The sequence below is a fragment of the Paramagnetospirillum sp. genome (assembly GCF_058402745.1).
The window spans coordinates 112,667-139,649 of record NZ_JBZVFI010000014.1; the positions used below are offsets into that span (position 1 = coordinate 112,667).

A 26,983-nucleotide genomic window follows, 5' to 3' on the forward strand; every position below is an offset into this window, starting at 1 on the left:
TGACACGCCTGTCCGTATCAGCAGGTCCGCAAGTCGTTGTATCCATAGCCATGCAAGGAGAATGTTACGGCGTGTTGTTTTGGTAAGTTGATGGGGGATGGATGGACTCTGGACAGGGGAGTTGTTGGACCCGAAGCAGTTGGCAACATGGTGCGGTCACGCGGAAGAACCAATTTGGGCCGGAAGTGGATGGGCGGGTTTGGGAGGCGGTGGACTGTAACCTGCAGGGCCACCAATACTCCTATCGTGAAGAATTGATGGACTACGGTGATGGCTTCGCGGCGGAGTATGTTCGCATTATGTCTCATTGCGTCTTCTTGCACCGTTCGGATTCGATCTGCGACGACAGCCCGGCAGGGCAATACTAATTCCCGGAGAAATGATTGCCCGGTTTACCAACCAGATCCAAGCTCGATATAATCCTATGGTTGAGAGGTAGGGGGCTGGAATGAAATTCGTTGCCGTGGACGTGGAAACCGCGAATGCGGACATGGCGTCGATCTGCGCCATGGGCTTCGCGACCTTCGAGGCCGGTGAGCTGGCCTCCGAATGGTATACCTTGATCAATCCAGAGGATTATTTCGCCGGGCTCAACGTGAGCATCCATGGCATTGACGAAGCCATGGTGGCCGACGCACCGACCTATCGACAGATTTCGGGGAAAGTTACCGATCTCTTGACCGGGAGCGTGGTGGTAACTCACACACATTTTGATCGCGGCGCTATCCATCAGGCGGCCCGTCGGCAAGGGCTCGAAGTGCCGGCATGCACCTGGCTGGATTCCGCAATGGTCGCCCGCCGGGCCTGGTCGGAATGCGCGAAGAGCGGTTATGGGTTGGCGGACGTCTGCGACCGCATCGGCTACCGGTTCCACCACCACCATGCACTCGAGGACGCCAAGGCTTCTGGCCAAGTGCTTCTCGCTGCAATGCGGGAAACGGGCCTCGATCTTGAGGCGTGGCTGCAGCGCGTCCGCCAACCGATCAATCAGGTCAGCGAGGATGGGGGTAGAGTCCGGCGGGATGGCAATCCGGACGGCCCGCTTTTTGGCGAAGTCGTGGTGTTCACCGGCGCCCTGGAAATTCCACGCCGAGACGCAGCCGATCTTGCGGCAGCCGCTGGTTGCGAGGTGGCCCCGGGAGTGACAAAGAAGACAACCCTGCTGGTGGTCGGTGACTTGGATGTGGCGCGGCTGGCCGGGCACAAAATGAGCTCCAAACACCGCAAGGCCGAGGAACTGATCCTCGCCGGTCTGCCGATCCGGATCATCCGCGAGACGGATTTCCGTGCACTGGTCAGCGAAGGTTAATAGTTGGGCTCAAAGGCCTACAGTGCCTCCACAGAAACCTCAACCGAACCCCGTGCAGGACTGGGCCAGGAGCGGACGGGCGGGTTTGGGGAGCGGTAAAGCGGGCCTTCGAATGGAGTGCAGAGTCTCCGCCCCCCCCAACTAGTCGTCAAATGCGCCAAGCCCCTCGGGGTTTTTGCCCGCTTTGACCATTTTCCACTCGACCAAGAATTGTGTAACCGCCTCTTGGGCTAACTCAGGTACTGCCCCGGCTTGCTCAAGAGCAATGAGGCGCTCGGCACATAATTGCGTATTGATGTACGGTTCGATCCATGCAGGGTTTAGCCGTGGCTGAACCCGCACAGCCCACTCACCAAACGTTTGCGAGGTGCGATGCGTACAAAACTTCGTCAGGAATGTGAGCAGGCCCTGATCGGAGGTTGTCACTCGTTCGCACCATGTGCGCGCATTATTTGGGTCACCCCATTCACGCCACGCAAGGAGAATTCGGGCGAGTTGCAAATGTGATAGCAGGTGGTCCATGGCAGAACGGGTGCTGACCCGTGCAAGCCATGCTGCCTTCAGTTCTTCTACAGCGCCAGCGTCCACCAACGTGTCTGCCCCACCGTCCGCTTGCTTGGTCACCTCCTCAAGCAGTGCCGTGACGAAATATCTCTGAACGCCGATCGCATCCCCTGTTGAGAAGGCTTCCTTCAACATTGACAGGCGGTTCGGCCCGTCGATGCGCTTGAGTAAGTGATATACTACCCGTGATACGCGGGACTCATTTCCGAAATCAAACGCGCCCCTTTTGTCGCTCACCAATTCAAGATCATCGCCGACATTGAGCAGAACCTTCACGAAGGCAGGGATGTGTACATTCGGAATGTCAGCTTCCACATAGTCCATTAGGCGCTCAAGCAGTGCGCGCGCCTTCGATAGACCATCTGGTCGCTTTTCCCGTGTTGCCTGCACAAGTGAATTGCCCAGAGCGGACGGGTTTTCTGCCTGCGCGATTAGTTCCAACATCTCGCTGCGGCGCACCGTGCCGGGGGGCAGGGTCAATCTGAAATACGCTGGAAATATGTCTGGGCTGCATACGCGGAGCTCTTTCCGCCATTCTGACAACCATTCGGAGCCATAAACGCTCTGTTCAAGCTTCGGAAAGAGGCGTTGCAGGAGTGCCTCGGCGGATGGCCGCAGGGGTTCTGGCACTTGCTGCAACCATCTGCCGTGAAATGCTTGGCGAGTTCCATCGTCCTCTCCGCCATAACGGCTCAAGGTACGGTGGCCAGCAAATTTCTCGGAGTTTGCTCGCACCACGTCATAAACGTCGGGCAAGAAAACGCGAAGCGCCTCAACGGCAATAAAATCAACTGGATTGACCTCACCAACCACCGATGGGTAGGTCACCGATATCGGCATGGGTGAGCCGTGGTTCAAGGTGCGCCGCTTGGCGGAAGAAGGTGGCGTGATCGCCGTCTCTTCCAATTACGCCCTTTATGGGGATCTGAGCGAACGAGTCATGTCCGTGCTGGCCGATCACGCCCCGGCGGTGGAGGTCTACAGCATCGACGAATGCTTTCTGGACCTTGACCGCATGGCGGTGCCCGATCTGACGGAATGGTGCCGGAAGCTTCGCACCACCGTGCGGCGCTGGACGGGCATTCCCGTTTCTATTGGCATCGGCACCACCAAGACCCTGGCCAAGCTGGCGAACCGACTGGCCAAGAAATCGGCCCGTTGCGACGGTGTCCTTGACCTGGCCAATCACCCGGAATGGATCGAGACAGCCCTGAAGCGCACCGAAGTGAATGATGTCTGGGGGATTGGCCGGCAATGGTCCGGCTTGCTGTATCTGAACGGCATCCACACCGCATTGGATCTGCGCAATGCCGAGGATGGATGGATCAGGGCACGCATGGGCAATGTCGGCTTAAGAACCGTTATGGAATTGCGCAGCATCGCCGTGCATACCATCGAAACGGAGCCAGCCGACCGGCAGACCTGCTGCTGCTCTCGGTCATTCGGGGAGTGTGTGATCGATCAATCCCATGTCAGGGATGCGGTGGTGACGTTTGCATCCAGGGCCGTCGAAAAGATCCGCAAGGATGGCCTGCTGACCGGCGTGGTGCAGGTCTTCATCATGACCGACCGTTTCCGCAAGGAAGAGCCGCAATACAGCAACAGCGCGACCATCCGCCTGGCTTTGCCGACCGCATCCACACCGGCGGTGATCGGTGCCGCCACGCGGGGGCTGGAAAGCATCTGGAAAGGCGGTTTCGCCTACAAGAAGGCGGGCGTCGTGTTGTTGGAATTAATCCGGCCTGAAGCAGTGCCGCGAGATTTATTTTCAGCCCCAGTCCCAAAGCCTCCCACCCATCTGATGCAGGCCCTGGATGCGGTCAATTCCAAATTTGGCCGTGGAGCTTTGGCTTTTGGGCTGTCGCAGCGGGATGCCCCATGGAAGATGCGCCAGGAGCGTAAAAGTCCGTCCTATACGAGCCGGTGGGAAGATATCCCAAGGGCATCGTTGGATACTCAGTGCTTATGAAGAGAACTCCACTTGGTCACGCCCCTGACCCAGCGGTTGATCCACATGTCCCCATGCATCCCCGGCGACAGCGACAATCGAATAACAATGTCTGCTTTGCGCCCATGTCGGCCATTCAGAGCGCCTCCAATTAAATCCTTAAGCAGACATGCGTTCAGGCCCTAGCCCAGGCAAGGCGCCTCGTGATATTAATCGCAAACGTGTTTAAAGATGGGTCTAAGCACAACCTATATAAGTTATTCGCTCAGAGAGGGATATGACGATGCACGTTCTGCAGCGTGAAGCAAAGACGACAGAGCTCAGGGAAATCGATGGGTTGGCGGATGCCGCATACGACTTCGCGGCTGGAGTGTGGCGTAGCAAAGATGGATTGATCGCTTACGATCCTCGATACGGCAAGCAGACCAAGAAGAATGACCTTGAGACCGGTGAGGATCAAAAGGGACAGTAACCCCATGGCTAGTAATAGTGTCGCCGTTCTTATCCTGTCGGGATTGATGGATTATTCTACCGACAGAATATGCGACCACCTTTCTCGGCAAGGCGTTTCGTTTTTGCGGATCAACCGGGATCAGGTTGCCGATCTGAGACTCTCGATCGACCCCTTGTCTGCCACCATGACCTGCCGTCATGGCGGTGGAACTTGGCATGTGGGTGCCGGGTTGCGCTCGGTATGGTGGCGACAAGCGACATTTCTGCGAAATACCCCGGGCCGCAGATTGACGACGGCGGAACAGTTAGAACGCTCTCAATGGTCGGGTGCCATGCGCGGCATGATGCTGTTCGACCATGCGGTCTGGATTAACCATCCGGCGGCGACATATCGGGCAGAGTCCAAGCCCTACCAGTTAAGGCGCGCGGCCAATCTCGGTTTCGATGTGCCATCGACACTGGTGACGAATGACCGCGAGGCCGACGTGCCAAGTATGATCGGCACTCGAATCGCGTTGAAAAGCGTCGATACGGTACTGCTGCAGGACGAACACCATCAGCATTTCGGCTACACGAGTTTGATGGACTGGGCTGCTTGCGCGGACGAGCATTTCCATCTCGCACCTGCAACCTGTCAAAGTATCATCACCCCCAAATTAGACCTACGTGTCACGGTCGTCGGCGATCGCTTATGGTGTGATGCCATCACGGATGAGCAGGGAGGAATCGATGGCGACTGGCGAGTCCGGCCCAAAAATGAACTGTCTTATCGGGATTATAACCTGCCCGCCGATGTAGCCGAACGTTGTCGTTTACTCGTTCGCGACCTTGGCTTGCGATTTGGCGCGATCGACCTTGCGCTCTCGGGTGATCGCTATTGGTTTATCGAGATCAACCCGACTGGCGAATGGGGATGGTTGGACCGTAATGGGCGCGGTTTATCGGCGGCGATCGCAGAGGAACTGGCATGCCCCTCCTGTTGAAGCTTCGACAATGGGCGTGGCGGGGCGTAAGCATCGAACAGCGCGTCGGCGGTGCTCGCGTCGTTCAGGCGGCGCTGGAAACCGGCTCAGCCTTCTAGATCGTCGAGCATCTCTTCCGAAAGCGGCAAAACGTCCGCAAATCCGCCGCTGGTAAAGCCGTCGTGTTCGCTTAACGCCCGCAACAGAACCGGCCGCCAGTGATTGCGGTGAAAGGCCCGAACCTCGTAGCGCGCCTGAAGCCGCAGCGTCCTGCGCACTGCCTCTTGGCCTGTACTGCGATAGGCGAGGTGCAGCGCTGCCGCATGCGACGAGATGTAAGCGTTCACCTCCTGCTGGTATCGCGCTTCCAGGTCCAGAGCGATCATCTGCCCCGTGAGTCGTTCGCCGTATCCATCCGGGAGCACTGGGGCGTCGATCGCGAAGGACACGATGAGCGCCCCGTCAACGAGGTCGACGGTGGCATGCAAGAAGTCAAGGTCGGGCAGTGCGTCGTAATAGGGGTGCAGGAACCCCGCGTCCCCCTCGCCGAACCCGGCCAGCTTGGCGTGGTTGCAAGGATGGCACATGGGCACGAGGTTGCGTGTGTGGATGGCGAGCGGCTTGAACGCGGATTGGGGCAGGTGGTGGTCAAGCTCGGTGGCCGGATGGATGCCGCACACGGGGCAAAGGTCCACGCCCTTGAACAGGAGCTCGCGCACCGACTGCAGTACCCGCCCCTCCTGCGTCTTCTCGTATGCGGCGTGGATCGCATCACGCAAGGACTCGGGCAGGCCTTCGCCCTTGAACTCATCGCGGGGCGCGCCGCGCTCCGCCTCGTACCTGTCGTATAGCGCGACGACTGCGTCGATCTCAGCGTCGGTGATCTCATGGCCCAGCACCTCGCCGCGATACCTGTACTGGCGTATCGCCTTCTTGAGGTCGGGCCGGTCGCCATCGCGTGAGGGCTTGGGGAGGTTCCTCATGCTTTGCGGGCGAACTGGGCGAGGACGTAGGCGCGTGCCTGCACACTGAGGCCGGGTTGGAATAGAGCCTCCACCTCCTCAGGAGAGTCGCAGCCCTTTACCAGCAGGTCCAGGACCTTGTGGTAGTCGGTGCTGGACGCGGTGAGTCCGAAAGCGTCGTAAGTGAGAACGCCCACATTCTCGCCGAAGGTCTCCATATCCGGCTTTTTCACCTCGAGCGATCCGCCCGTGCGCCTCACCCGGCGGACGTGGCGAGACAGCGTTTCCTGAAGAAGCACTGGGGAGTGAGTGGCGACCACACAGAAGGCGTTCAACTCGGTGAGTACGATGCGGACTGCGTGCATGAGCGCAGCCATGAGCGGCGGGTGCAGGTGCGCCTCGGGCTCATCGAAGAGCACAAGCGAGCGGGGCACCGCATGTGCGACGAGCGAAGCGACGACGTGGAGCGCAATTTTGTGGCCGGTACTCCAGCCTAGGAAGAGCGACCGCGCTGAACTAATGGAGCTTGTCAGCCGCGTCATCTGATCCTTAAGTTCTGCGAACGAAGGGTCGCCGAACAGCGGCTCCAGCGCAAATTCCAGTAGCTCAACGCGCCCATCTTTGCGGATACGCGCGACAAGTGCCGCGAACTCGTCCGCCAGCTTCTCAACCGGCTTCAGGCGAGTAGTCGTTCGCCGTTCGACCTGCGACTCGGCATCTTGGTCGTCCGACTTCCTCTCCTTGTCCTTCTCGACGTCAGCGCGCGCCTCAGCGACAAGGTCGCGGAGTCCGCAGAAGACGAAGCGCCCTTCGCCGCTGGCAAGATCCTGGGTCGTCTGCGACAGCTTCTTGGCGTCAAGGCCGGGCACGACGAAGCTGTCGAAGGCGCTATAGGATATGGTGATGATGCGCATGAAGCCGATCGATGGCGGGTCGAGTGTCCCGAGAGCCTTCAGTTCCTTGGTTGCGCGCTCCTGCGGCGATGCAAAGGCGACGTGCGCCAGCCGAGCAAGGAGAGTGCTCTTACCTGACCCGTTACGCCCGACCAGCACAACGATGCGATCCGGGAGAAGAGTCTTGCGCCGACTTGGCCCGAGGCGGCGGTAAGGCCCCCAGTAGCTGGTGGGTTCGGGAGAACTGAAATCAAACTCGATTGGCTCCTCAGTGCCAGCGGGCGTGTAGGAGAACGACTCGTCCATGCCGGCTAGCGCGGTAAAATTACCCTCGTAGAGCGCGCGCGCGTCGTTGAGGAAGTCGCGCCAGTCCGGGTTATCACGGAAGAGCGAAACCTCCCAGCCCTTCTCATCCTTGAGTAGCTGTCGCGACGGAGGTTTGATGGAGATGAGCAAGTTTGGGTTCTCCCTTCCGTCCGTTTATACTCGACCGCACGTTGCTTTGGCGAGCGATGGTCATTGGTCGTGTCAATGGACACGACCAACCCGTGAAAATTGGGCTCCGCTCCTCAGGTTTTTTCGAACTCAACAACAAGAGGCTGCGCGCCTGCTCCGCAGCCGATTTTGGCACGATAAATCGCGGGCGGGTGCGGTGCTTGTGTACTGCGCCAAATGGTCAAGCGATGTCCTAAGCTCACGATCGAAGTGCAACACCCGCTATAATGGGTGCTGCGATGGGACAACGATACAATCAGCTCAGTCTGGATGAGCGGTGCGAGATTTACCGTCTGCATGCAGACGGTAAATCTCGGCGAGCCATTGCCCGGGCCTTGGGCCGGGCGGCGTCAACAATCAGCCGAGAGCTGGAGCGCAACAGTGGCGCCCAAGTCGGCTACAAGGTGGATTGGGCGATGATCCAGGCCCGCGCCCGGCGGCGGCGCAAGCTTTACAAACTGGAGCGCTCGAGCGCGCTCAGGAAACTGACCTTGGACGGCCTTGCGATGGGATGGTCCCCGGAGCAGATCGCCGGGCGGCTCGAGCTTGAGCAAGGTAGGCCGGTGATCAGCCACGAGTCAATTTACCGCTACATCTACTGGCGCGTGAACAGCCACAAGGACTATCTGCACCGGCTGCTGCCGCGCGCCAAGTTTCAGCGTGGCTGGCGTGGCCGCAAGGGCGGCAGCTCGGTGCATTTCATTCCCCAGCGAGTGCCGGTAGCCGAGCGTCCCGCCGAGGTCGCCGACCGGCGCCAGACCGGCCACTGGGAAGCCGATCTGATGCTGTTCTCCCGCTATCGCCAAGCCGTCCTGGTGGCGCACGAACGTAGCTCGCGCCTGCTTCTGCTCCGGCATCACCTCAGCAAAGCCGCCGAGCCAATCGCCGACAGCCTGACCGCCATGCTGCGGCGATTTCCTGCCGAGCAGCGCCGCACCATCACCTTCGATAACGGCTCTGAATTCGCGGCCCATCGCCGCCTGAAGACAAGGCTTCGCATGAAAACCTATTTCTGCGATCCCCATAGCCCCTGGCAGAAGGGCGGCGTCGAGAACGCCATCGGGCGAATGCGGCGGGGACTGCCGCGAAAAACAGATCTCGCGGCAGTTTCCCAGGCCGATCTGGACGACCTGGCCATGGACTACAACCTCACCCCGCGAAAGTGCCTCGGATATCGAACTCCGCTTGAGGCTTTCCTCGGAAAAGCCATCGATCTCGGTGTTGCACTTGAAATGTGAGTCCATCTGTCCGCATTTCCGGCGATTTTGCCTTGAAGCAGCCAGGCAGAAAACGGCCCATCATGGCCGCTATGATGGCATGGGATGATGAAGTTTCCATTCTGATCCACAAAACACAAAATGCGGCCGACCGGGGGAAACCCCAGGTCGGCCGCGTCGTGCGCAATCCGATCTGATCTATTTGCCAATAGGCGGCGCCTGCGCCAGCAGGGTGCGGGTCTGCTCTGAATCGGCCGAGCCGCCGAATTCGAAGTCGAAGGCGGTGGCGAACTTACCCGCCAGCAGCGTCACCACCGAGATGGTGCAGCCTCCGACGGCAGTGTTGCCGTCCACATGGCCGAACACCATGAATCCAATCCCGCCGACGATGCCGAGTCCAGCTGTAACCAGCAACACATTGGCGCGGACGTTGCTGCGCCCGGCCTTGATGAATTCGGTATCGCGGGCACGGGCGTTCTGACGGTCGGCCAGGGTGGCGGTCAGGGTGGTGACGGCGTTGGCCATCTGCTGCATACGCTCCTCGTGGGCGAAGGTCTGGGCCTGGGAGCGCAGTTGGAACACCAGATTGGGATCGGCCAGGGCTTCGCGGGCCTGGGCGGGATCGGAGGTGCCGGTGACGGCACGCACGGTATCGGCCAGCTTGCCGACAGCCCTTTCGGCATCGTCGCCGAACAGGCTGGCGATATCGGGGGCCACGTCCAGCGCCACCTTGGCCAGCCCGACGACGGGATTGGCGGCGATGGCGGCGGCATCGCCGAGCAGATCGAGTAACTTCACGGTCAGGCCCTCCCCAAGCCCATGTCCACACCGGCCAGAATCACCTCGCGGGCATAAGGCTGCTGGCCGTTTTCATGGCGGATGATGGCTTCCACCAGATCGGCCAGGATCTCCGGCCGGGTGACGTCGATGGCTTGGTCGGGCGTCACGCCAAGGCGGGAGGCGACATGGGCAATGTAGGAGCCAGTGTCGTTCTCGCAGCCTGGCGCCCAGCGATTGATGATGCCGGCGACGGTGTTCAGGCCATGGCGGCGTTGATAGCGGAGCAGGATGCGGGTCAGGGCACGGATACCGGCCTCGGGACTGACGAATTCCTCGAACACCCGATCGTCGTCGGTGGCCCGCTCGCCCTGCCATTGGGTCTTGTCGCCGGGGGATTCCTTGATGTTGCCGGGATTGTTCAGGCGGATGGCCGCGTCGTACTGGGCCTTGGTGCGGCTGAATTCGGCGTTGCCGGCGGCGCGGGCCGCGTTGAGCTTTTCCTGCCATTCCACCTCGAACTTCAGGTCGGCCAGCTTCTCCACATAGGTGGGTTCGCGCTGTTCGGCGCGAATCTGGTCGCGCTGCATCTTGGCCTGGGCTTCCATGCCCGCCCGCTTGCGGGTGATCTCGTCGAGATCGTCGGAAATGACCTGGCGCTCGGCCAGCAGACGGCGCAGTTCCTCGTTTTCCTGCTTTACCGCCTGCACCACCACTGAATGGGTGCCGACGGGCAACGGCTTGTCGAGCGCCTGCTCGCCACCAAGGGCGGCGATGCGCTTGTCCAGAGCGGCCAGCCGGGTCTTGAGGGAATTGTCCCCCGGCGTCAGCGATTCCAGCGCCGCCGCCCCGGCATTGGCGCCGCCCGACAGGATGCCGCGCAGCCAGGGAGCATTGGTGAAACCCTGCCAGGCGTTGGCCATACGGGTGAAAGCCCGCTCGGCGGTGTCGGCACTCTCCAGAGCCGCCGCATCAAAGCCTTTCAGCGCCGTGATCAGGGTGTCGCGAAAGAAATCCGCCGTCACCTTGCCCTGGGTGACCATCTGCCGGAAGCCGCCCGAGGGCAGACCGGCGGCCCGATCCAGGGCCTGCAACAGCCCCGGCATGGGCTCGACGACCTGATTCAGTTCCTCGGCCCGCAGGGTGCCGGACGAAAGGCCTTGAGCCAGACCGAACAGCGACTGCTCCAACTGCTCGGACGACGCGCCCAGGGCGATGGCGGTGGACTGGAAGCCCTCCAGCAAGGCGCGGCTCTCACCGGTGGTGATGATCCCGGCCTTCTGCAACGCGGTCAGCCGGGAATAGGCGCCGATCACCGTTTCCAAAGCGGTGCCGGTCTTCTGGGCCTGGGCATAGAGATACGAGGTGGTTTCGGTCAGGGCGGCGGCGCCCACCAGCCCTTTGAGGCGAGCCTCCAGGCTTTCCACCTTGATGGTGGAGTCCACCATGGCCTTGCCGAACAGGCCGATCGCCGCCCCCGCCGCCAGCCCCGCAGGCCCCAGCGCCATCATCACCGAGCCGATGGGGCCAAGCCGCGACGCGAAGGCCGCCATGCCGCCCTGAATGTCCTGGCTGGCGGCGTTCATGGCCAGCAGCGACCGGGAAGCCGGTTGCGCCGCCCCTTCGATCCTGGCCAATGCCTTCTGGCCATCCTCGCCCAATTTCAGCAGGGCACGGCGGACGGTTTCGCCGTCCTGCAGGGACAGGCGGATGGAGACGGATTTGGTGGCCATCGGTCAGGTCTCGGTTTGAGCCTTGGCGGCACCGGCCACCATTCCCCGCTCGGCAAAGGGCAGCAGCCGCGCCAGCAAGGGCTGGTCGTAGCCGAGGGCCTCGGCCTGGATCAGGAGAGCCGGAAGGTCGAGCCCGGTAATGCCGCCACGGGGGCCAAGACGGAAGGCGCCGACATTGCCGATCAGCAATTCCCAGGCTTGCCAGCCTGCTTCGGTCAGGGGGGCGTTGCGCTCATAGGGGCAGTCGCAGTTTCCGCTGCAGCCTCGGCAGTATTCCGGCCCGCCGCCAAAGTGCCATTCGGCGCGGGCCTGGAGGCGTTTCCCTCGGCGATCACCGCTTCGTGGGTTTCGGTGTATTGGACGACGAACCCCTCCGCCATGCGGGGCAACTGCATCAGCTCGGCGATGGCGGTGTCGGTGACTTCCGCCGGTTGATCGGCCTCATCCAGAACGCCCTCCCACTTGGTGATGGCGGAACGGGCCAGCCCCTGGGCGAACAGCATCTGCGACAGTCCGGCCAGGGCGTCCTCGTCCGACAAATCCGGCAAGCCGGTGATGTCGGCCCCGGCAGCCTTGAGATCGGCATGCTCAGCGGCGATGGCACGGGCCATGCGCCAGCCTCGCGCCCGGGCGGCCTCGTACACCGCTGTGGTCAGCGGGCGGACGAAAACCCGCACCCCGTGGGGCAGATCGAGCCAGTAGGGTTCCTTGGGGATGGTGAGCCTGATCATGATCAATACCCCGCCACGTCGTTGACCAGGGTGACGCGGAGCAGATATCCCGCCACCGGGTCGCGGGCCGCCCGCCAGTCGTAGCTGGCCTGGATGCCGCCGGGGCCTTTGATCTCCTGCTTCTTCTTGGGCAGGAAGACACGGGGCAGATGGAAGGTCAGGGCGAAGGCCGAGCCGGGGATGGTGAAGCCGTATTCCATCGCCACCGGGCTTTCGGCGGCGATGGCGGCGGTCAGCGTGGTGTCGGTGCCGAAGCGGATGTCGACCGAGCCTTCGGCGGTGGCCTCGGTCTCGTCCACGCCGTCGATCAGGCCGTCGGCGCGGATGGTCTCGACCCGCTCCAGGTTATTGGAAAAGGACAGCTTGCCGCCGACAACGTTGGCGAGTTGGCTGCCGCCGACACGGATGGTACCGCTGCCCTGGCTGAACCGCTTCAGGGCGAAGGTTGCCGGGGTGGCATCGATAGTGGCGGCGGCTTCGGTCTCGCCCTGGGCGATTACCCCGATGCTGGCATTGGCCGCGCCGGAGCGCGCCATGTCGAAGGACAGCTTGTCCAGCTTGGCCCCGCCGTGGCGGAAGAATTTCGGCACCGCCAGTTGGGCATGACCGATCTCGATGGCGAGGCTGGGCAGCGTGCCGCCCGAGGTGAAAACATGGTCGAAGGTGCCGTCACCGTTATCGGCGGTGGCGGGCGAGCCGAACAGGCCCTTCAGCCAGAAGCCGAGCGCCCGCACATCAAGCGGTACGCCGACATCACCCTCGTCCTTGGCCGTGGCCCCGGGCACCGTTTCCAGCCGCGCCAGCAGGGCGGCAAGGATCTGTTCGCGGACACTGGGCATGCTTTCCCGACCTCGAATGACTGCTCATGCGGCGAATGGCTCAATATTCTCCGCATGATGTGCGGTGAATTGCGTTGCTGCCTGCGGCGAATGACGCCATATTCTCCGTAACTTCTGCGGAGAAATGCCGTGTACATCTGGAGAGAAGACGACTGGCCCCAATTCCGCTGGGATGCTCAAGCGTTGCTGATGCCCCTGGCGGAAGCCCGCCACAAGCAGGGGCATCTGCTCGGCCAGATGCAGCGTCTCGGTTTCGACCTTCAGTGCGAGGCGGAACTCCGGGCCACCACCGAAGACGTGATCAAGACCTCGGAGATCGAGGGCGAACGGCTGGATATGGCCAGCGTCCGCTCCTCGGTAGCCCGGCGCTTGGGGTTGCCGGACGGCGGCCTGCTGCCCCCGGATCGCAAGGTCGATGGCATCGTCGAGATGATGCTCGACGCCCTGCGCAACCATGCGACACCCCTATCGTCGCAACGGCTGTTCGGCTGGCATGCCGCGCTCTTCCCGACCGGGTGGTCCGGGCTGCACAAGATCACCATTGGCGATTGGCGCACCGACAGTGCCGGTCCGATGCAGGTGGTGTCCGGCCCGATTGAACGCCCCAAGGTCCATTATGAAGCCCCACCGGCCAACCGGGTCGGGAGCGAAATCGAGCAGTTTCTGGCATGGTTCAACCAGCCCCCGGCCATGGACGGCCTGCTGCGCAGCGCCGTCGCCCATCTGTGGTTCGTGACGATTCACCCGTTCGACGACGGCAATGGCCGCATTGCCCGCACCATCGCCGATCTCGCCCTGGCCCAGATGGAGGGCACTGGCCAGCGCTTCTACAGCATGTCGGCGCAAATCCAGCGGGAACGCAGCCATTACTACGAAATCCTGGAACGGACCCAGCGCGGCAGCCTCGACGTCACCGCGTGGCTGTCCTGGTTCGTCCAATGCTATGGAAGGGCGATCGATGCCGCCGAAGTGGCGGCCCAGGGCGTGCTGGGCAAAGCCGAGTTCTGGCGGCGCTTCACCTCCGAACCGATGTCGGCCCGGCAGAAGGCTGTCCTCAATCGCTTCATGGATGGATTCGAGGGCAATCTTTCCGCCAAGAAATGGGCCGCCATCGGCAAATGCTCGGTCGATACCGCCCAACGCGACATCAATGACCTGCTGGAACGGGGCATTCTGGTCCGCAATCCGGGTGGCAGCAAACGCACCAGCTATAGCGTGGCCGGGATGCCGCCGGTTATGGACCCTAATTCCGCCAATTCCTGACGATCAGCCCAGGCAGCGCCGAAGCCCACTGCTCGGCGACGCCGTCCACGTCGAGGCGCTTCTTCAAGCTCACCTGCGGCACCAGGATGAACATCACCACCGTGGCCAGCCCGCGCCCGGAGCGAAGTGCCGAGGCGCTGCCTTTGGCGAATCGAAGAGAACGCGTAGCGGACAAACCGCCCCGTTTGCCGGTGCGGGCTCGCATGTTCTCGGCCACCAGCAGCGAGGGCGCACCCCGGCGGTAGATGAAGCGCAGCCGGGCACCATGCATCTGTTCCCATAGGCCGGGCGTCATGCGCTTGCCTCGGGCGCCGGTGCCAGCGGCGGGCGTGGGGATCGCCAACCAGAAGCCATGCTTGGACTTGATCACCGCACCCTGGTCAAAAGCCCGAATGATGGTCGGTGCCCTGGTGAAGACGAACCCCGCCGCCTTAATGCTCTTTTGGCCCTTGGGATAAAGCTCGGCCCGCCAGGTATTGGCGAGGCGTTGGCCCATCCCCGCCTCGGTGACTTGGCGGCGGAGATCCGCCTTCAGCCCATCGGCAGCCTGACGCATCCCGGCGGTGATGGCGTCTTCGGCTTCCTTAACCTCCTCGGCCATGATCTTGCGCAGATCGCCGGAAATAGCCGCGGCCAGTTTCATGCCGGTCTCGTGTCCAAGGTCCAGATCAGCCGTTCGGTATCCAGGCGGGGTTCGCCCTGGACGACGAAGCTGTCGCCGTCATGGACTATCACATCCCCCGCCTGGGGAGCCAGAACCTCCCGCCGCCGGACATCGAACACCGCCGTGCTGGTCTGCACGGTGATGTCGGAGAACTCGATATCGCGGTCGGGCCGTCGCACCAGGGCACGCACGGGGCTGCCCTGGTAGCTGACGGTGACGGCCATGTTCGGATCGGCGAACAGGTCGTCGATGGCGTCGGCAAAGGCGGTCATGGTCAGTTGCCCGAGAACAGGCGCACCGCCAGCCGGGGCCGCTTGTTGACCGGAAGGATGGACGCCTCGGTCTTGACGTCGATGGCGCTGCCGTCCTGGCGGGCAAGCTGCCGGGCATACATGGGCACGCCCAGCGTGTTGACCGTCTCGATCAAATTGGCGGGGGCGCCATAGGTGACGAAGGTGTCCATGGTGCCCAGCGGGAAGGCGATGCCTTCGCCCGCCGGGATCAGGGTTTCGGTCTGGCCGGTGGAAAGGGTGACGGTGGCGCTGTATTCCTCGAACACCATGCCGGCGAAGGGGAAACGGCGGCGGACGTCTTCCCGGAGTGGCTGGGCGCCGGTCGAGGAATAGTACTGGTAAGCCTGCTCGACCTTGGCGTGGCCGATCAGCTTGTCGAAGAATTCCGGGCTGACCAGGGCCAGCACGCTGGTCATGGTCTCGCCCTTCAGCTCGGTCTCCACCTTGCGCAGCACCTCGCGGATCTTGGCCTGGACGTTGGTGGTGGCGGTGCCGAGGGCGAAATCCACCTGCTGGCGGGCAAGGCCGAACTCGCTGAAGTAGTCGTAGAGGGTGCTGCCAGCACCATCGCGGACGATGCCCTTCAGCGCATTGACCTCCATGAACTCGCGGGTCTGGGCGTGCTTCGAGCGCATGCGGGTCAGCTTGCGCTCCATGACGGTGGCCAGGGGATCGGCTGCGTCGGCGACACCGAAGCCGCGCACGCCCTGGACGTCCTGGGGGGTGATGGAATCGTCATGGGGAATCCACGGCACGGTGAAGGAGCGCATGCTCCGGGCATCGCGGTTGGCGACGGTGGCGGGGCCGCCCAGCGGCACGGTGGGCAGCAGGTTGAGGACGCCCTCGGCCTGTTCGATGATGACGCTACGCTGGGTAACGCCCTCGAAGCGGAACAGCCCCATCTGCCCCAACCGGGTGTAGAGGTTGGGCAGCAGGTTGATGGCCTGGGTCATCTCGGCGAGCGAATAGCCGCCCGCGTCGAAGGGATTGATGATGGCGTTCATGTCGGGGGCATCCCTCAAACGGTGGTGCGGGCAACGAGGCCCAATGCGGCAAGCTGGGTGATCTTGGCGGCCCGTTCGGCGGGCTGGTCGACCGAGGCGTCGAACACCAGGGCGGCATCGGCCATAATGACCGGGCCACGGGCGGCGATCAGGCCGGTGACAGCGGCATCGGTGGCGTCCACGGCTTCCAGCAGGATGGCGACGGCCACTTCGGAGCCTTCGTCACCTGCTACTTCGGCGGCGGGCGACAGGCGGTATTCACCGCTGACGGTGATGCGGCCCAGCACCGAACCCAGGGGATAGGACGTGCCCGCCTTCAGGGTGACGGTTTCGCGGGTGTAGCTGGGGTTCAGTTCAAACTTCAGCAGATCGCCCAAGGTGGGCGGAGCGGTCAGTACAGGCATGGAGGCGCGTCCTTATTTCCGGGCGGCGGCTTCGCGGGCACGCCGGACGATGGGGCTTTCGGTTTCAGCCTTGGGAACGGCAGCCGTCGGGGCGGCGGCCACCACATCGGTGGCGTCGGAACGCTCGGCCAACTGATCCAGCACGGTGCGGCGCAGCGCCTCGGGGCGGATGCCCTTGGCCATGGCCTCGGCGGGATCAATGGTCACGCCGAGGCGGGCAGCCTGGGCGGAGATGGCGCTGATCTCGGAATATTCGGCGCGCAGGCGCTGTTCCAGATCGACATCGGCCTGGACAGGCTGCTGCGGCACAGCCGCCATGATGGGGACTTCTCCCTGGGATTCGGACATCGGGACTTCCTTTCGGGCGGCGATGGGACGGGAAATTGTGGGGCGGGCCAGCACGACACCGAGATCGGCCAGGGCAACGCGCAGGGTGCCAACCTTGTCGGCCAGTCCGGCGGCCACCGCCTGGTCGCCGCGATAGACCGCAGCCTCGGTGGCCCGCACGGCATCGGGAAATAGCCCCCGCCGCTCGGCCACCAGGGCAGTGAATTTCGCGTACAGGGCATCCACATCGGCCTGGAGAGCGAGGCGGGCGCTGTCGGACAGCGGCTGGTGGGGATTGCCGTCCACCTTGCAAGCCCCGGCATGAACGAAGGTCCAGGCCAGTCCGGCCTGGGTATCCGCCCCGGATTCGTCGCGGTGGACCGCCACCACGCCGATGGAGCCGATCTCGCCGGTCTGGGTGACGTAGAGGCGGTCAGCGGTGCAGGCGATGGCATAGGCCGCCGACAAGGCGGCTTCGTCGGCCACCGCCCAAATGGGCTTGCCGCATTGGGCGCGGATGGCCTGGATGTGGTCGACCAGATCGAACAGGCCGCCGACCTCGCCGCCGGAGGAATCCACGTCCAGCAGGATGGCGCGGATGCCGGGATCGGTGGCCGCCGCCTCGATGGCATCGGCGATGTCGGAATAGGCGGTCAGGCCGCTGGCGGCGCCCAGATAGCCCGAGCGCGACACCAGGGTGCCGATCACCGGCACGATGGCGATACCGTCGGGCGTCACCTGGATAGTCGAGCCATCCAGCGGACCATCGTCGTCGCCGACCATGGGCAGCGCCATACGCCCGTCCATACGAGGGGCCAGGGCACCCAGGATCACGTCCAGTTTGCTGCGGGCGAGCAGTAGCGGCGCCCCGTAGAGACGGGCCGCGAGATGAGGCAGATCGTGCATGATGTAGGCGTTACCTTGACATGACAGGGCCGCAGCCCCACTATCTGGCTAGTTTATCTGGCCAGGATGACAGTGATGCCGGAACCGCGTTGGTCCCTTCAAGATGCCAAGAACAGCTTCAGCGCCGTGGTCGACGCGGCCCTGCATGGGCGTCCGCAAACCGTCACCAAGCGAGGCAAACCAGCCGTCGTCGTTTTGTCGGTTCAGGAATACGAGCGACTGCATCAGCGACACGACGTCGGCACACCGTCGTTCGTCGAGCACCTTCTGGCCATGCCGCAAGGTGAAGTCGAATTTGAACGCCAGCCGGTCACGTTGCGTGAGGTCGAGTTCTGATGTTTCTGCTCGACACCGTGGTCCTGTCCGAACTGCGCAAGCGGGACCGGAGCCCCAACGTCGTTCGCTGGCTGACCGACAAGGCGGCGGATGACATCTTCCTGAGTTCGGTGACCATCGGCGAGATCGAGCGGGGCATTGTCCGCCAGAGGGGCAAGGATCCTGCCTTCGCCGAAGCCCTAGAATCATGGCTCGATCGCACCATCCAGATTTACGGTGACCGCATCCTGCCGGTGGATACCCAGATCGCCCGCCGGTGGGGCAGTTTGAGCGCCCGTATCGGCAACGATGGGGCCGATCTGCTGATCGCCGCCACCGCCCTGGAACATGGGCTGACCGTGGTCACCCGCAACATCCGGCATTTCGAACCTACCGGCGTCGCGTTTATTGATCCGTTTGAATAGGAACGTCTCCCGGCGGTAGCGGGGCGGAGCCGAACAACAGCCCCAGCCGCTGTTCCCGCTCCCGGTCGGCGGCGATTTCGGCATCCACCTGTTCGGCGTCGAAGCCGCGCTCGGCCAGGGCCTGGGTGCGGCTCTTGAGGCCCGCCTCGATCTGCTCGATCTCGGCGCGGGCATCCTTCAGCGGATCGACCCAATCCCATTTGGGCGGCAGCCAGGAACAGGCAATGAAACCGGCCCGGTTCGGCTCGTAGCCCTTGAGGACCAGGGCTCCGGCCATCACGGCGGTGTCCATCCAGCGCTGCCAGACAGCCCGGCAAAGCTGAAACACCATACCCTATTTCACCGGCGTGGATGCCCCCTATGAGCCACCCGACGCCCCTGACATTCAGGTGGATGGCAGCAGAGGGGGAGCGGAAGCATGTGCAGACCGGATTGTCAAAGCGATTGCCGCCCGATCACAAGCCGTTGAGTAACGAAGTGGTGCGATGTGCCTTGCCCAGGAAAAATGGACACGGGGTTATGCGGCGGCTAGCTCGGCCTGATCCGGGGTGATGTATCCCAGGGCAAGGTCAGCTTGCTGTAGCGCCATGTCTTTTCCCTTTGCCATGATGCTCGTGCTGACAAGGAGAGGGCATCATGGCGGGACGGCGCGGCGTATGGGTCAAGGGTCTGACCAAGGACGACAAGGCTGCGATTGCGGCCACCTGCGAGCGGTTCATCGCCGAGGTGCTGATCCCCAGGTTCCTGCCCGAATTTCGTCCCGCGGAATTCAACTATCATATCGCCATCACCGGCAAATGGCGCGGCGACAAGTACAGCTTCATCCAGCGCTACTGTTCGGGCTTTGCAGACAATGCCGGCGAGGAGTTTGATTCCGCCTTCGCCCGTCTCGACCATATCAGCGGTGATCGCTTTGATCTGATGTGGCACCGCCATACCGGACAGTGGCTGTGTTTTCGGGCGGGAGTATCTCTCGCTGACGCCTTGCGGATGATGGAGGTCGAGGGGCTGTTGCAGCCGAATTGACCAGATGGACGCTGCATTGGCTCAATGTTGATGAACTGCTTCGTCGAAGCGAAAAGCCACATTTCGGCATTTCACCCATGTATACGTCATCACACCAACAGGGATTCTACCGCATTCTAGGCGCTACTGAGAGGCAGTTACTTGTGAGTCTCCTTTCCTACGCCACGCGAAGAATTCTTCGAAAAAGCCGTGGAATCAATGTCGTAGCGAATCGCTGCTCGGCGCTTCCACCCATGTTTTCCACCCATGCCTTGCCCCCGAAAAAGGGGAGGGCAACGCCGCCTGCCGTCTCCGCGTCCTGGGGTGGACAGGTTCACATGGAAGGTCGGCCGCAATCCCCGTTGGGAGGCGCGCCGCGTTCCGCCTTTGCCGTCCCGATCCGGGAATGGGGGGCTGAATCAATGGCGGGAGCCGGAGCCGTCTCCCGTCGGCGGGACGGGATTCGGGCCGGATGAAGCGCTCTCCGTGGTGGAATGACCAGCGGCCAAGGTCCGGCAGGAGTTCACCAGGGTCAGCGCCAGTATCCGCAGGTCGGAGAGCAGCGACCAGGTTCGGATGTATTCGAGATCCAGGGCCAGGCGGGCATCCAGCGCCTGCGTCTCCTCGACAGGGCCGCGATGGCCGAGGATCTGGGCCAGGCCGGTGACGCCGGGCCTGACGTCGAAGCGCCGGGTATAGCCGCTGACCGCCGCGGACCACGCCACGTCGTGGGGAAAGGCGTGGGGCCGCGGCCCCACCAGCGACATCTCGCCGGCCAGCACGTTGAAGATCTGCGGCAATTCGTCCAGGCCGGTGCGGCGGAGGAAGCGGCCGAGGGGCGTCACGCGGGCATCGCCCTCCAGGGCCTGGGGCGCCTCGGCGTCCCCGGCGGCGTTCGCCCGCATGGTGCGGAATTTCAGGATGGTGAAGGCCTTGCCGCCGAGGCCGAGACGGCGCTGGCGGAACAGCACCGGCCCAGGGCTGTCCAGACTCACGGCGACGGCGATCACCGCCATGACGGGAAGCAGCAGCGGCAGGCCGATGACGGTCAGGACCAGATCCTCGGCCCGCTTGACCACGCGCCGTCCCAGGGGCTGCGGGCGGGCCAGGGGGATGGTCAGCTGCCCCAGGGCCCCGTCGGACCAGCCCTGGGGAATGAGGTCCCCCAGATCGATTCCATAGCGCAGATCGACGGGATTGCCGTGCAGGGCGAGGATCAGGGCGGAACGCTCCTTCTCCCCCGGCAGAGGCCCGACCAAGATGATTTCGTCGACCAGTCCATCGAGGCTTTCGTGGCGGTTCAGCCAGTCGAGCAGTTCCCCGAACGACTTGAAGGCGACATCCGGCGGCCCCTCGGCGGCGCACCGGGCCTCGAGCGGTCGTGTATGGGCGTCGGGGCCGGCGACGATGATTCGGCGGCGGCTCCGGTCCCTGGCGCCCGTCAGATCGGCCACGGCCAGTCCGGCCAGGGCGGCCATGGCCCAATAGGCCGCCCACAGGCGGGAGAAACCGTCCGACATCTTCAGCATGTAGGCCAGTGTGACCAGGACGGCGGCGGTGACGGCCAGGGCGCCGACATTGGGCCAGAGGCCGGCCAGGCCGGCATGGCGGGACTGGGGGAAGACCGCCCGGATGGCCATGAGAAGCAGGGTTCCGGCGGCGATGGCCACCCAGTAGCGCGCCGGGAGGTCCAAGGTGGAATGCCGCAGGCCATAGGCCAGGACGCCGGTGGCGGCCATGGATACCCCCCGGACGATCAGGCGGAGGGCGGTCTGGTGACCTCGGCCCATCATCCGTCCGTCGCCCGGCGTACACTGGCCTCGATATCGGCGGGGATATCCACGAAGCGCTTCACGTCTCCGTCCAGGGCGCGGCGCAGGGCGCGCAGCCCGTCCCGGCGCACCGTCCCATCCGCCGCCGCGATCATCCGCAGGCCCTGGAACCATCCGGTCACCGGGTGGGAGGGGGCCTGTCGCTGGAGAACGGGCAGGAGGTCGGCGTCATCGCCCTCCCGGCCCTGGAGGATCAGCCAGTTGAGGTAGATGGCGGCGACGTCCATGCGGCCCGGCGCGACCTCGAGCAGCCGCACCACCTCGTTCCTCCACAGCTCCACGTCTTCCGGCGCCAGGGGGCCGAACCGCGACCTCTCCGGCAGGAAGGCGGCCCGCCCGAAGATACCGCACAGGGTCACCGACAATTGCGCCGAAGGCGGGCGGTCCGGACGCGCCGCCAGCCACCGGACCAACCCGGCCAGGGACTGGTTGTGATAGGCCCCCGTCCGGCCTCCGGCAACGGTCGAGATCAGCGCGGCCGTCTCTTCCTCGCGGGCGATCGGGTCGCGCGGCGGACGGGCGGCGGGGCAGGCGTCGGCCTTGATGCAGGCGATCAGGTGGCGGGTGGCGCGGGCGTGGGTGAATTGCGCGGCGGAAAGAGCGAAACCGGCGATGGCCAGCGACGCGGCGGCGATCCGGATGCCTCCGGCCCGGCCGGCGGCGGCCGGGACCGCTTCGCCCCGATCCGGCGCCAGGGCGGCAAGGCCCAACCCCAGGAAGGCGAGGCTCACCGGCAGCATGAACCAGGTCGCCTCGGTCACGCTCAGGCTCAGGGCGAAGGGAACGGCCATGGGCAGGGCGGCGGGCGCGGCTCCCCATATGAATCCCATGCGCGACAGCAGCAGCAGCGCGGCACCGGGCAGGCCGATGGCGAAGGCCGCCTCGATGGCGGCGTTGTGGGAGTGGAACTCGTCGCGGGACAGGTCCTTCCACGATCCATCGACCAGGGAGATTCCGGTGTCGGCGACCCCCCGGGCGAGATAGTCCTGGTAGTTGCCCCAGCCGTGGCCGAACAGGGCGGTGAGGGGCGATTCAAGGATGAGGCGGTCGGTCGCCGCCAGCAGAATGGACCGGGACCACAGGGAAAAGCTGCCGTGAAGCCAGTCGGTGTGGCGCAGCAGCACATAGGGGAGCAGGGCGGCCAGCGCCACGCCCAGCGCGCCCAGGGCCTTGGCGCGGGCCGTCGGGAATGCGGCCGGGCCGTGCCGGGGCGGCCGGAGCAGCGCCGGAAGCATCAGGATGCCGCTCAGCGCCGTGCGGTTCTCGGACAGCACCAGCCCGGCCAGCGCCGCCAGCACCGGGATCAGCCAGCCGTGCCCTCCGTCCTGCCGCAGCCGCCACGCCACCGGAATCAGCGCCAGGGCGCTGAATCCCAGGAATTTCGGAAAGCTGAAGAACGAGGGAAGGCCGCCGATCACCGTTCCCGCCCGCAGGGGAGGGGCGTTGCACAATCCCACGACCAGGACGATTCCCGCCCCCAGGAAGGCCAGCCGGCGGAAGGTCGCCGGGGCGTCGTGACGGATCATCCAGGCGGCCAGGACGTAGGCCGCCATGTCGGTGCTCCAAAGCACGCCTTCCCCGCTTTGCGGCGCGCCCAGGATGGCCCCCATGGGATGCGGCGACACAAGGGCGGAGACCAGCCCCCACGCCGCCATGGCCAGGAGGGGAAGAACCATGGGCGACTTTAGGCGGGCCGCCAGCTCGCCCGCCCCGGGCGACGTGGCCAGGCCCAGCCAGCACAGCGCGGCCCCGGCATGCACGGCAATGACCACCGGCTCCGATTGCTGCCAGACGCCGATGGCGAAAACGGGGAGGGAAAACACCACGGAAACCAGGCCGATCCCCGTTCCCGCCGCGGCGATGGCCGTTGACCGGTTCATCTACCGGCCCTTCCCTGCGCCGCCATGGCCCGGGTCACCGCCTCGGACAGGGCCGAGCGGAAGCGCGCCGGGGCGAAGCGCTCGGCATTGGCGCGGCAGGCCTCGGGCGTGATCCGGCCCTCGTTGGCCTCGAAGGCGTCCAGGGCGCCTCCCAGGGATCGCGGGCTCGGTTCGCCGAACAGCACGGCGGTGGGAACCGGCTGGTCCAGCCCGGACAGGGTTTCCAGCACGCCGCCCCGGCCCAGGGCGATGACCGGGCGCCCCGCCGCCTGGGCCTCGAGGACGGTGATGCCGAAATCCTCGGTGGCGGCGGTGACGAAGGCCCGGCACCGTTCCAGGTGATCGACCACCGCCCCGTCCGGCAGGTATCCCGGCAAACTGACGTTCGGGCCGGCCAGACGGCGCAGCCGGGGCAGGTCGGGACCGTCGCCGATCAGGATCAGCCGCCGCCCGGGCATGGCCGAGAACGTGCGGACCAGGAGTTCGGCGCGCTTGCCCGCCACCAGACGCGAGACGCCGAGATAGAAGTCGTCGTGGTCATCGCGGGGCGTGAACCGGTCGATGGCCACGGGCGGATGAATCACCTCGGCCTCGCGGCGCCAGTACTTGCGGATGCGGCCGGCGACGAAGGCCGAATTGGCGACGAGGTGGTCGGGCCGCTGCCCCGACAGCTGGTCCCACAGCCGCAGGCGATGAAGCATCCAGCGGGCCAGCCCGCGCCCCGGCCGCGACAGGCGGGACTCGGCCAGCGTGGAGTCCTGCTGGTCCCAGGCATAGCGCATCGGCGTATGGATATAGGCCACATGAGTCTGCCAGGGGGCGGTGATCACGCCCTTGGCGACGGCGTAGCTGGACGACAGGATCAGATCGTAGCCGTCGAGAGCCCACTGCTCCACCGCCAGCGGCATCAGGGGCAGATAGTGGCGGTACAGGCGGCCGGCCCAGGGCAGCTTCTGGATGAAGCTGGTGGTCACCGGGCATCCCCCCAGGATTTCCCGTTCGGCCAGGGTGTCGAGCACGGCATGGATGTGGGCGGAGGGGTAGAGGGCGATCATTTCCGCCAGCACGCGCTCCGCGCCACCGACAACGGTCAGCCAGTCAAGGGTGATCGCGACCTTCATGAGACCAATCCCGCTTGATCGGGCTTGCGGACCGACGCCGTCGGAACGGGAGAAGGCGCATTCGCCAATGCGAACGCGCCTTGCCCCCGACATGTCTTCACGGGCGTCAGAACCGGAAGCGCGCCGTTCCCGATACGCCGTCCATTCCCAGGTGGGAGCGGAACTGACTGGTGGTGCCTTCCAGGGTGACCGTGCTGTCGTCGCCGATGGCCATGGTGAGGCCCAGGCCGAAGGTGGTGCCGAACCGGTCGCCGACCGACTTGGTGCTGGTGGCGGTGTCCAGAAGCGATGCCGGGCTCTTGTTCACGTCGTATTCGGGCCGGACCATCAGATAGGGCATGACCGAGCCCCAGTTGGTGGTCGCCAGATAGCCGACCTTGTTGATGGAACGCAGCTGTCCGAGGCGGATGTTGACGGCGGAGACCTGATTGGCGGCGGTCCCGACCTCGGTGTAGCGCCCCTGATGCTCCTGGAGATACAGATAGCCCAGCGAGGTGCTCAGCTGCCAGCTGTCCACCGAGGTCTTGGCGGTGACGTTGGTCGATACGAACACGCGGCCGCCGTCCGTGCTGCCCTTGACGGTGCCGCTGTTGCGGGTCATGCCGTAATTCACGAAGGCGTAGCCGACGGTGCCGTCGACGCTGAGGTAATTGTTGATGGCATAGCCGAAATAGGGGGCCAGGGCCACGTTGTCGGCCGTCAGGGTGCCGTTGTTGTAGGTCGTGGTGATCCTTGCCATCTCGTAGCCCAGGGCGAAACCGATCACGGCATTGTCGAGGACGCGGTAGTCGATGCCGCCGACCAGGGTGCTGATGCTTCCGTGGAAGGATTCGAAGGCGTGGGTGTCGGAGGCGCGCGCGGTCCCGGCATTGAACCAGACGCCGAGGTTCTTGTCGCCCGAACCCGCCGAGCGGCCCACCACGCCGTCGTCAAGGGAACTGGTCGGGGAGGCGCTGCCACCGGGCGTCCCTCCACCGCCGCCACCGGGCGCGCCACCGCTGCCACCGGGTGCGAACCCGCCGCCACCGCCGCCGCCGAACCCGCCGCCACCGCCGCCAAAGCCGCCGCCACCGCCGCTGGCGGCTCCGGAGACCGCCTGGCTGATGCGCGACGAGATCTGGGTTGCCGTCTGGGAGGACGATTGTTGCGACACGACGGGCGTGGTCACCGTATTGGTGCCATAGGTGCTGGCCGCCTGGGCACCGAAGCCAGCAAGGCAGATGGCCAGAACTGTTGCGATGCTAACTGGACGCACAACGCCCCCCCTTAAATCCATGTCGCGCCTGAATATCCATACTCAGGAAAAATCATCTCCGTTGCAATCAACATCAAGAATGATTCCAGTGATAATGTATTACGCCATTTGGCATGGTTGATCTTTGTGCATTGGAGACGCACCAGGGCGATGGGCAGTGTTCAATGCGGCGTGGAATGGGCAAAACGTCGCCATAGTAGCGGCATTTTATTTATTTTTCTCTTTTTGAATGCTCTTGGCGGCGCCGCCACCAGCCGAGCGGGCGCAATGCCGGATAGAGCCAGAACAGGGAATCGGGCAGGCGGATGACCTCCCAATCCGGCGGCCAGACCAGCGTCGCGGTGAGCTCCCACACGCGGTACCGCGGTTCCGGCCGTAGCGACAGGGTGTGCAGCCGCCCCCACAGGGACTGGCGCCGCAGCCATTCCAGGCTGCCCGGCCGGGGATCGGCCTTCCAGCGTCCGCCCGAGAAGAAGCGTCGGACGAAGGCGGTCAGGGCTTGCGGCCGCGCCAGGGGCGGCATTTCCGCCGGCCATCCCAGCCAGAAATGGCAAAGGGCGACGGCCTGACCCAGGGGCGCTTCCAGGCCGAGGCGCCGCGCGGTCTCCTCGGCCGGCCCGAGCCCTCCCCGGAGACGGAGCAGGTCCGCCAGGTCCGCCAGCCAGCGCAGCCTTTCCCAGCAATGGCAGGCCCCATGGGTGGCGAGATAGATGGGCAGCAGATCGGCGGGCAGGGTGGGAACCGGGACGCCGCCGACCTCGACCACGTCCCGCCGCCGCCACAAATCGTCGAAGTCGCAGGGAAGCAGGTGGGGATTCTCGGTCAGGCGCTGGTGCAGTTCGACGACCATGCCATCGGCCGCGTGACCGTAGGAGATCTCCTTGACGCGGTCGCGGGCCAGTTGCGGGCCGCGCTCCACGAAGCCGGCGCCGCGCCGCCGCCAGCCGGCCCCGCGCAGCAGCGCGTCGGCGGCCGGCAGGCTGGCGGGGGCCACCAGAAGGTCGATGTCGCCGACACCCCGTCCCGCCGCCGTCCCGTAAAGGGTGACGGCCAGCGGCTGGCCCTTGAGGACCAGGACCGGAATTCCGGCCTTGCCGAACAGCCGCATCAGGTCGGCCAGGGCCCGGCTCTGCCGTTGCCCCAGCAGGGCGTCGATGACCACTTGCCGCTGGAGCCGTTCCAGGATGGGGGCCGGAACCCGTCCGGGCGGCATGCGGACGAGGGCCGCGTGCAGGGGGGCGATCACGCGATGCCGCAGGCATCCCGACCACACATCCTCCCAGTCGCCGACCTCGCCGCAGGCCTCGGCCAGTTCGGCGTCGCCGGCATTGCCGCACGCCAGGCAGAGCAGGCGGAATTCCGGGGCGAGGCCGGCGAGGAGAGGCGAGGGGGGATTGGCGTCCATG

28 protein-coding genes are annotated in these 26,983 nt (G+C 64.5%); 9 read left to right on the forward strand and 19 right to left on the reverse strand.

Annotated elements, in window-relative coordinates:
• Positions 1–448 precede the first annotated feature (448 nt).
• Complete coding sequence (locus ACV4UZ_RS11790; protein ID WP_491601014.1) at positions 449–1,309, forward strand: exonuclease domain-containing protein; 861 nt, start codon at positions 449–451, stop codon at positions 1,307–1,309.
• Between the two features lie 141 nt (positions 1,310–1,450).
• On the opposite strand, the gene ACV4UZ_RS11795 is transcribed toward ACV4UZ_RS11790, so the two are convergent.
• Complete coding sequence (locus ACV4UZ_RS11795) at positions 1,451–2,713, reverse strand: hypothetical protein (RefSeq protein WP_491601015.1); 1,263 nt, start codon at positions 2,711–2,713, stop codon at positions 1,451–1,453.
• Between ACV4UZ_RS11795 and ACV4UZ_RS11800 the strand changes: the two genes are divergently transcribed.
• The 3 genes from ACV4UZ_RS11800 to ACV4UZ_RS11810 all read left to right on the forward strand — a co-directional run bounded on the left by ACV4UZ_RS11800 (position 2,712) and on the right by ACV4UZ_RS11810 (position 5,257).
• Positions 2,712–3,842, forward strand: a complete 1,131-nt coding sequence (locus tag ACV4UZ_RS11800) for a Y-family DNA polymerase (protein WP_491601016.1) — start codon at positions 2,712–2,714, stop codon at positions 3,840–3,842. The two genes, ACV4UZ_RS11795 and ACV4UZ_RS11800, sit on opposite strands and share 2 nt — an antisense overlap.
• Positions 3,843–4,104: 262 nt before the next feature.
• Positions 4,105–4,293, forward strand: coding sequence for a hypothetical protein (locus tag ACV4UZ_RS11805; protein WP_491601017.1), 189 nt, complete (start codon positions 4,105–4,107; stop codon positions 4,291–4,293).
• A 4-nt stretch (positions 4,294–4,297) separates the two neighbouring features.
• On the forward strand, positions 4,298–5,257 hold the full coding sequence (locus ACV4UZ_RS11810; protein ID WP_491601018.1) for an MvdC/MvdD family ATP grasp protein: 960 nt from the start codon (positions 4,298–4,300) through the stop codon (positions 5,255–5,257).
• An 86-nt stretch (positions 5,258–5,343) separates the two neighbouring features.
• On the opposite strand, the gene ACV4UZ_RS11815 is transcribed toward ACV4UZ_RS11810, so the two are convergent.
• Together ACV4UZ_RS11815 and ACV4UZ_RS11820 are read right to left on the reverse strand one after the other, a co-directional pair.
• On the reverse strand, positions 5,344–6,219 hold the full coding sequence (locus tag ACV4UZ_RS11815; protein ID WP_491601019.1) for an HNH endonuclease: 876 nt from the start codon (positions 6,217–6,219) through the stop codon (positions 5,344–5,346).
• Entirely contained in the window at positions 6,216–7,547 is a 1,332-nt protein-coding gene (locus tag ACV4UZ_RS11820; protein WP_491601020.1) for an AAA family ATPase, read from the reverse strand. Before ACV4UZ_RS11820 ends, ACV4UZ_RS11815 begins: the two co-directional genes overlap by 4 nt.
• Positions 7,548–7,813: 266 nt before the next feature.
• Between ACV4UZ_RS11820 and ACV4UZ_RS11825 the strand changes: the two genes are divergently transcribed.
• Positions 7,814–8,824: an IS30 family transposase gene (locus ACV4UZ_RS11825; RefSeq protein ID WP_491599453.1), complete on the forward strand. Its 1,011-nt coding sequence runs from the start codon at positions 7,814–7,816 to the stop codon at positions 8,822–8,824.
• Positions 8,825–9,001: 177 nt separating this feature from the next.
• Here ACV4UZ_RS11825 and ACV4UZ_RS11830 read toward each other — a convergent pair whose 3' ends face one another.
• From ACV4UZ_RS11830 to ACV4UZ_RS11850, 5 genes are read right to left on the reverse strand one after another with little or no spacing between them, the layout of a single operon-like run.
• Positions 9,002–9,601, reverse strand: a complete 600-nt coding sequence (locus ACV4UZ_RS11830; RefSeq protein ID WP_491601021.1) for a hypothetical protein — start codon at positions 9,599–9,601, stop codon at positions 9,002–9,004.
• A gap of 2 nt (positions 9,602–9,603) precedes the next feature.
• Positions 9,604–11,313 carry a tape measure protein gene (locus ACV4UZ_RS11835; RefSeq protein WP_491601022.1) on the reverse strand — a complete coding sequence of 570 codons (1,710 nt, stop codon included), beginning with the start codon at positions 11,311–11,313 and terminating at the stop codon, positions 9,604–9,606.
• Positions 11,314–11,316: 3 nt separating this feature from the next.
• Positions 11,317–11,502 (reverse strand): DUF7697 family protein, encoded by a 186-nt coding sequence (locus ACV4UZ_RS11840; protein ID WP_491601023.1) that lies wholly within the window; start codon positions 11,500–11,502, stop codon positions 11,317–11,319.
• A 26-nt stretch (positions 11,503–11,528) separates the two neighbouring features.
• Positions 11,529–12,044, reverse strand: coding sequence for a hypothetical protein (locus ACV4UZ_RS11845; protein ID WP_491601024.1), 516 nt, complete (start codon positions 12,042–12,044; stop codon positions 11,529–11,531).
• A gap of 2 nt (positions 12,045–12,046) precedes the next feature.
• On the reverse strand, positions 12,047–12,883 hold the full coding sequence (locus tag ACV4UZ_RS11850) for a phage tail tube protein (RefSeq protein ID WP_491601025.1): 837 nt from the start codon (positions 12,881–12,883) through the stop codon (positions 12,047–12,049).
• A 129-nt stretch (positions 12,884–13,012) separates the two neighbouring features.
• Between ACV4UZ_RS11850 and ACV4UZ_RS11855 the strand changes: the two genes are divergently transcribed.
• The gene (locus ACV4UZ_RS11855) at positions 13,013–14,146 is read left to right on the forward strand and encodes a Fic family protein (protein ID WP_491601026.1); all 1,134 of its coding nucleotides are present in this window, start codon (positions 13,013–13,015) and stop codon (positions 14,144–14,146) included.
• On the opposite strand, the gene ACV4UZ_RS11860 is transcribed toward ACV4UZ_RS11855, so the two are convergent.
• From ACV4UZ_RS11860 to ACV4UZ_RS11880, 5 genes are read right to left on the reverse strand one after another with little or no spacing between them, the layout of a single operon-like run.
• Positions 14,127–14,789 carry a DUF6441 family protein gene (locus tag ACV4UZ_RS11860; protein ID WP_491601027.1) on the reverse strand — a complete coding sequence of 221 codons (663 nt, stop codon included), beginning with the start codon at positions 14,787–14,789 and terminating at the stop codon, positions 14,127–14,129. The genes ACV4UZ_RS11855 and ACV4UZ_RS11860 overlap by 20 nt on opposite strands.
• Entirely contained in the window at positions 14,786–15,082 is a 297-nt protein-coding gene (locus ACV4UZ_RS11865; protein ID WP_491601028.1) for a head-tail joining protein, read from the reverse strand. The genes ACV4UZ_RS11860 and ACV4UZ_RS11865 overlap by 4 nt, the downstream gene beginning before the upstream one ends.
• A gap of 2 nt (positions 15,083–15,084) precedes the next feature.
• On the reverse strand, positions 15,085–16,107 hold the full coding sequence (locus tag ACV4UZ_RS11870) for a major capsid protein (RefSeq protein ID WP_491601029.1): 1,023 nt from the start codon (positions 16,105–16,107) through the stop codon (positions 15,085–15,087).
• Positions 16,108–16,121: 14 nt separating this feature from the next.
• On the reverse strand, positions 16,122–16,511 hold the full coding sequence (locus ACV4UZ_RS11875) for a head decoration protein (protein ID WP_491601030.1): 390 nt from the start codon (positions 16,509–16,511) through the stop codon (positions 16,122–16,124).
• Positions 16,512–16,523: 12 nt separating this feature from the next.
• Entirely contained in the window at positions 16,524–17,744 is a 1,221-nt protein-coding gene (locus tag ACV4UZ_RS11880; protein WP_491601031.1) for a S49 family peptidase, read from the reverse strand.
• Between the two features lie 75 nt (positions 17,745–17,819).
• On the opposite strand from ACV4UZ_RS11880, the gene ACV4UZ_RS11885 reads away from it, so the two are divergent.
• Together ACV4UZ_RS11885 and ACV4UZ_RS11890 are read left to right on the forward strand one after the other, a co-directional pair.
• Entirely contained in the window at positions 17,820–18,080 is a 261-nt protein-coding gene (locus ACV4UZ_RS11885; RefSeq protein ID WP_024078931.1) for a type II toxin-antitoxin system Phd/YefM family antitoxin, read from the forward strand.
• Complete coding sequence (locus ACV4UZ_RS11890) at positions 18,080–18,484, forward strand: type II toxin-antitoxin system VapC family toxin (protein WP_491601032.1); 405 nt, start codon at positions 18,080–18,082, stop codon at positions 18,482–18,484. Before ACV4UZ_RS11885 ends, ACV4UZ_RS11890 begins: the two co-directional genes overlap by 1 nt.
• Here ACV4UZ_RS11890 and ACV4UZ_RS11895 read toward each other — a convergent pair.
• On the reverse strand, positions 18,465–18,815 hold the full coding sequence (locus ACV4UZ_RS11895) for a hypothetical protein (protein ID WP_491601033.1): 351 nt from the start codon (positions 18,813–18,815) through the stop codon (positions 18,465–18,467). The genes ACV4UZ_RS11890 and ACV4UZ_RS11895 overlap by 20 nt on opposite strands.
• Positions 18,816–19,120: 305 nt before the next feature.
• Between ACV4UZ_RS11895 and ACV4UZ_RS11900 the strand changes: the two genes are divergently transcribed.
• On the forward strand, positions 19,121–19,510 hold the full coding sequence (locus ACV4UZ_RS11900) for a DUF3024 domain-containing protein (protein WP_491601034.1): 390 nt from the start codon (positions 19,121–19,123) through the stop codon (positions 19,508–19,510).
• 398 nt (positions 19,511–19,908) lie between these two features.
• On the opposite strand, the gene ACV4UZ_RS11905 is transcribed toward ACV4UZ_RS11900, so the two are convergent.
• From ACV4UZ_RS11905 to ACV4UZ_RS11925, 5 genes are all read right to left on the reverse strand, one after another.
• A complete protein-coding gene (locus ACV4UZ_RS11905) occupies positions 19,909–21,228 on the reverse strand; it encodes an exopolysaccharide biosynthesis polyprenyl glycosylphosphotransferase (protein ID WP_491601035.1) in 1,320 nt (439 codons plus the stop codon).
• A 50-nt stretch (positions 21,229–21,278) separates the two neighbouring features.
• Positions 21,279–23,201 carry a hypothetical protein gene (locus tag ACV4UZ_RS11910; protein WP_491601036.1) on the reverse strand — a complete coding sequence of 641 codons (1,923 nt, stop codon included), beginning with the start codon at positions 23,199–23,201 and terminating at the stop codon, positions 21,279–21,281.
• Complete coding sequence (locus ACV4UZ_RS11915) at positions 23,198–24,322, reverse strand: glycosyltransferase (RefSeq protein ID WP_491601037.1); 1,125 nt, start codon at positions 24,320–24,322, stop codon at positions 23,198–23,200. Before ACV4UZ_RS11915 ends, ACV4UZ_RS11910 begins: the two co-directional genes overlap by 4 nt.
• 106 nt (positions 24,323–24,428) lie before the next feature.
• Positions 24,429–25,577, reverse strand: coding sequence for an autotransporter outer membrane beta-barrel domain-containing protein (locus tag ACV4UZ_RS11920; RefSeq protein ID WP_491601038.1), 1,149 nt, complete (start codon positions 25,575–25,577; stop codon positions 24,429–24,431).
• A gap of 211 nt (positions 25,578–25,788) precedes the next feature.
• Positions 25,789–26,982 carry a nucleotidyltransferase domain-containing protein gene (locus tag ACV4UZ_RS11925; protein WP_491601039.1) on the reverse strand — a complete coding sequence of 398 codons (1,194 nt, stop codon included), beginning with the start codon at positions 26,980–26,982 and terminating at the stop codon, positions 25,789–25,791.
• Position 26,983: the final 1 nt, after the last annotated feature.

Excerpts from the sequence above, each read along its gene's own strand:
- ACV4UZ_RS11790 (WP_491601014.1), top strand. The coding sequence starts at position 449 with ATGAAATTCGTTGCCGTGGACGTGGAAACCGCGAATGCGGACATGGCG.
- ACV4UZ_RS11800 (WP_491601016.1), top strand. The coding sequence starts at position 2,712 with ATGGGTGAGCCGTGGTTCAAGGTGCGCCGCTTGGCGGAAGAAGGTGGC.
- ACV4UZ_RS11795 (WP_491601015.1), bottom strand. The coding sequence starts at position 2,713 with ATGCCGATATCGGTGACCTACCCATCGGTGGTTGGTGAGGTCAATCCA.
- ACV4UZ_RS11805 (WP_491601017.1), top strand. The coding sequence starts at position 4,105 with ATGCACGTTCTGCAGCGTGAAGCAAAGACGACAGAGCTCAGGGAAATC.
- ACV4UZ_RS11810 (WP_491601018.1), top strand. The coding sequence starts at position 4,298 with ATGGCTAGTAATAGTGTCGCCGTTCTTATCCTGTCGGGATTGATGGAT.
- ACV4UZ_RS11815 (WP_491601019.1), bottom strand. The coding sequence starts at position 6,219 with ATGAGGAACCTCCCCAAGCCCTCACGCGATGGCGACCGGCCCGACCTC.
- ACV4UZ_RS11825 (WP_491599453.1), top strand. The coding sequence starts at position 7,814 with ATGGGTGCTGCGATGGGACAACGATACAATCAGCTCAGTCTGGATGAG.
- ACV4UZ_RS11835 (WP_491601022.1), bottom strand. The coding sequence starts at position 11,313 with ATGGCCACCAAATCCGTCTCCATCCGCCTGTCCCTGCAGGACGGCGAA.
- ACV4UZ_RS11845 (WP_491601024.1), bottom strand. The coding sequence starts at position 12,044 with ATGATCAGGCTCACCATCCCCAAGGAACCCTACTGGCTCGATCTGCCC.
- ACV4UZ_RS11850 (WP_491601025.1), bottom strand. The coding sequence starts at position 12,883 with ATGCCCAGTGTCCGCGAACAGATCCTTGCCGCCCTGCTGGCGCGGCTG.
- ACV4UZ_RS11860 (WP_491601027.1), bottom strand. The coding sequence starts at position 14,789 with ATGAAACTGGCCGCGGCTATTTCCGGCGATCTGCGCAAGATCATGGCC.
- ACV4UZ_RS11865 (WP_491601028.1), bottom strand. The coding sequence starts at position 15,082 with ATGACCGCCTTTGCCGACGCCATCGACGACCTGTTCGCCGATCCGAAC.
- ACV4UZ_RS11870 (WP_491601029.1), bottom strand. The coding sequence starts at position 16,107 with ATGAACGCCATCATCAATCCCTTCGACGCGGGCGGCTATTCGCTCGCC.
- ACV4UZ_RS11875 (WP_491601030.1), bottom strand. The coding sequence starts at position 16,511 with ATGCCTGTACTGACCGCTCCGCCCACCTTGGGCGATCTGCTGAAGTTT.
- ACV4UZ_RS11880 (WP_491601031.1), bottom strand. The coding sequence starts at position 17,744 with ATGCACGATCTGCCTCATCTCGCGGCCCGTCTCTACGGGGCGCCGCTA.
- ACV4UZ_RS11885 (WP_024078931.1), top strand. The coding sequence starts at position 17,820 with ATGCCGGAACCGCGTTGGTCCCTTCAAGATGCCAAGAACAGCTTCAGC.
- ACV4UZ_RS11890 (WP_491601032.1), top strand. The coding sequence starts at position 18,080 with ATGTTTCTGCTCGACACCGTGGTCCTGTCCGAACTGCGCAAGCGGGAC.
- ACV4UZ_RS11895 (WP_491601033.1), bottom strand. The coding sequence starts at position 18,815 with ATGGTGTTTCAGCTTTGCCGGGCTGTCTGGCAGCGCTGGATGGACACC.
- ACV4UZ_RS11900 (WP_491601034.1), top strand. The coding sequence starts at position 19,121 with ATGGCGGGACGGCGCGGCGTATGGGTCAAGGGTCTGACCAAGGACGAC.
- ACV4UZ_RS11905 (WP_491601035.1), bottom strand. The coding sequence starts at position 21,228 with ATGGCCGCCACCGGCGTCCTGGCCTATGGCCTGCGGCATTCCACCTTG.
- ACV4UZ_RS11910 (WP_491601036.1), bottom strand. The coding sequence starts at position 23,201 with ATGAACCGGTCAACGGCCATCGCCGCGGCGGGAACGGGGATCGGCCTG.
- ACV4UZ_RS11915 (WP_491601037.1), bottom strand. The coding sequence starts at position 24,322 with ATGAAGGTCGCGATCACCCTTGACTGGCTGACCGTTGTCGGTGGCGCG.
- ACV4UZ_RS11925 (WP_491601039.1), bottom strand. The coding sequence starts at position 26,982 with ATGGACGCCAATCCCCCCTCGCCTCTCCTCGCCGGCCTCGCCCCGGAA.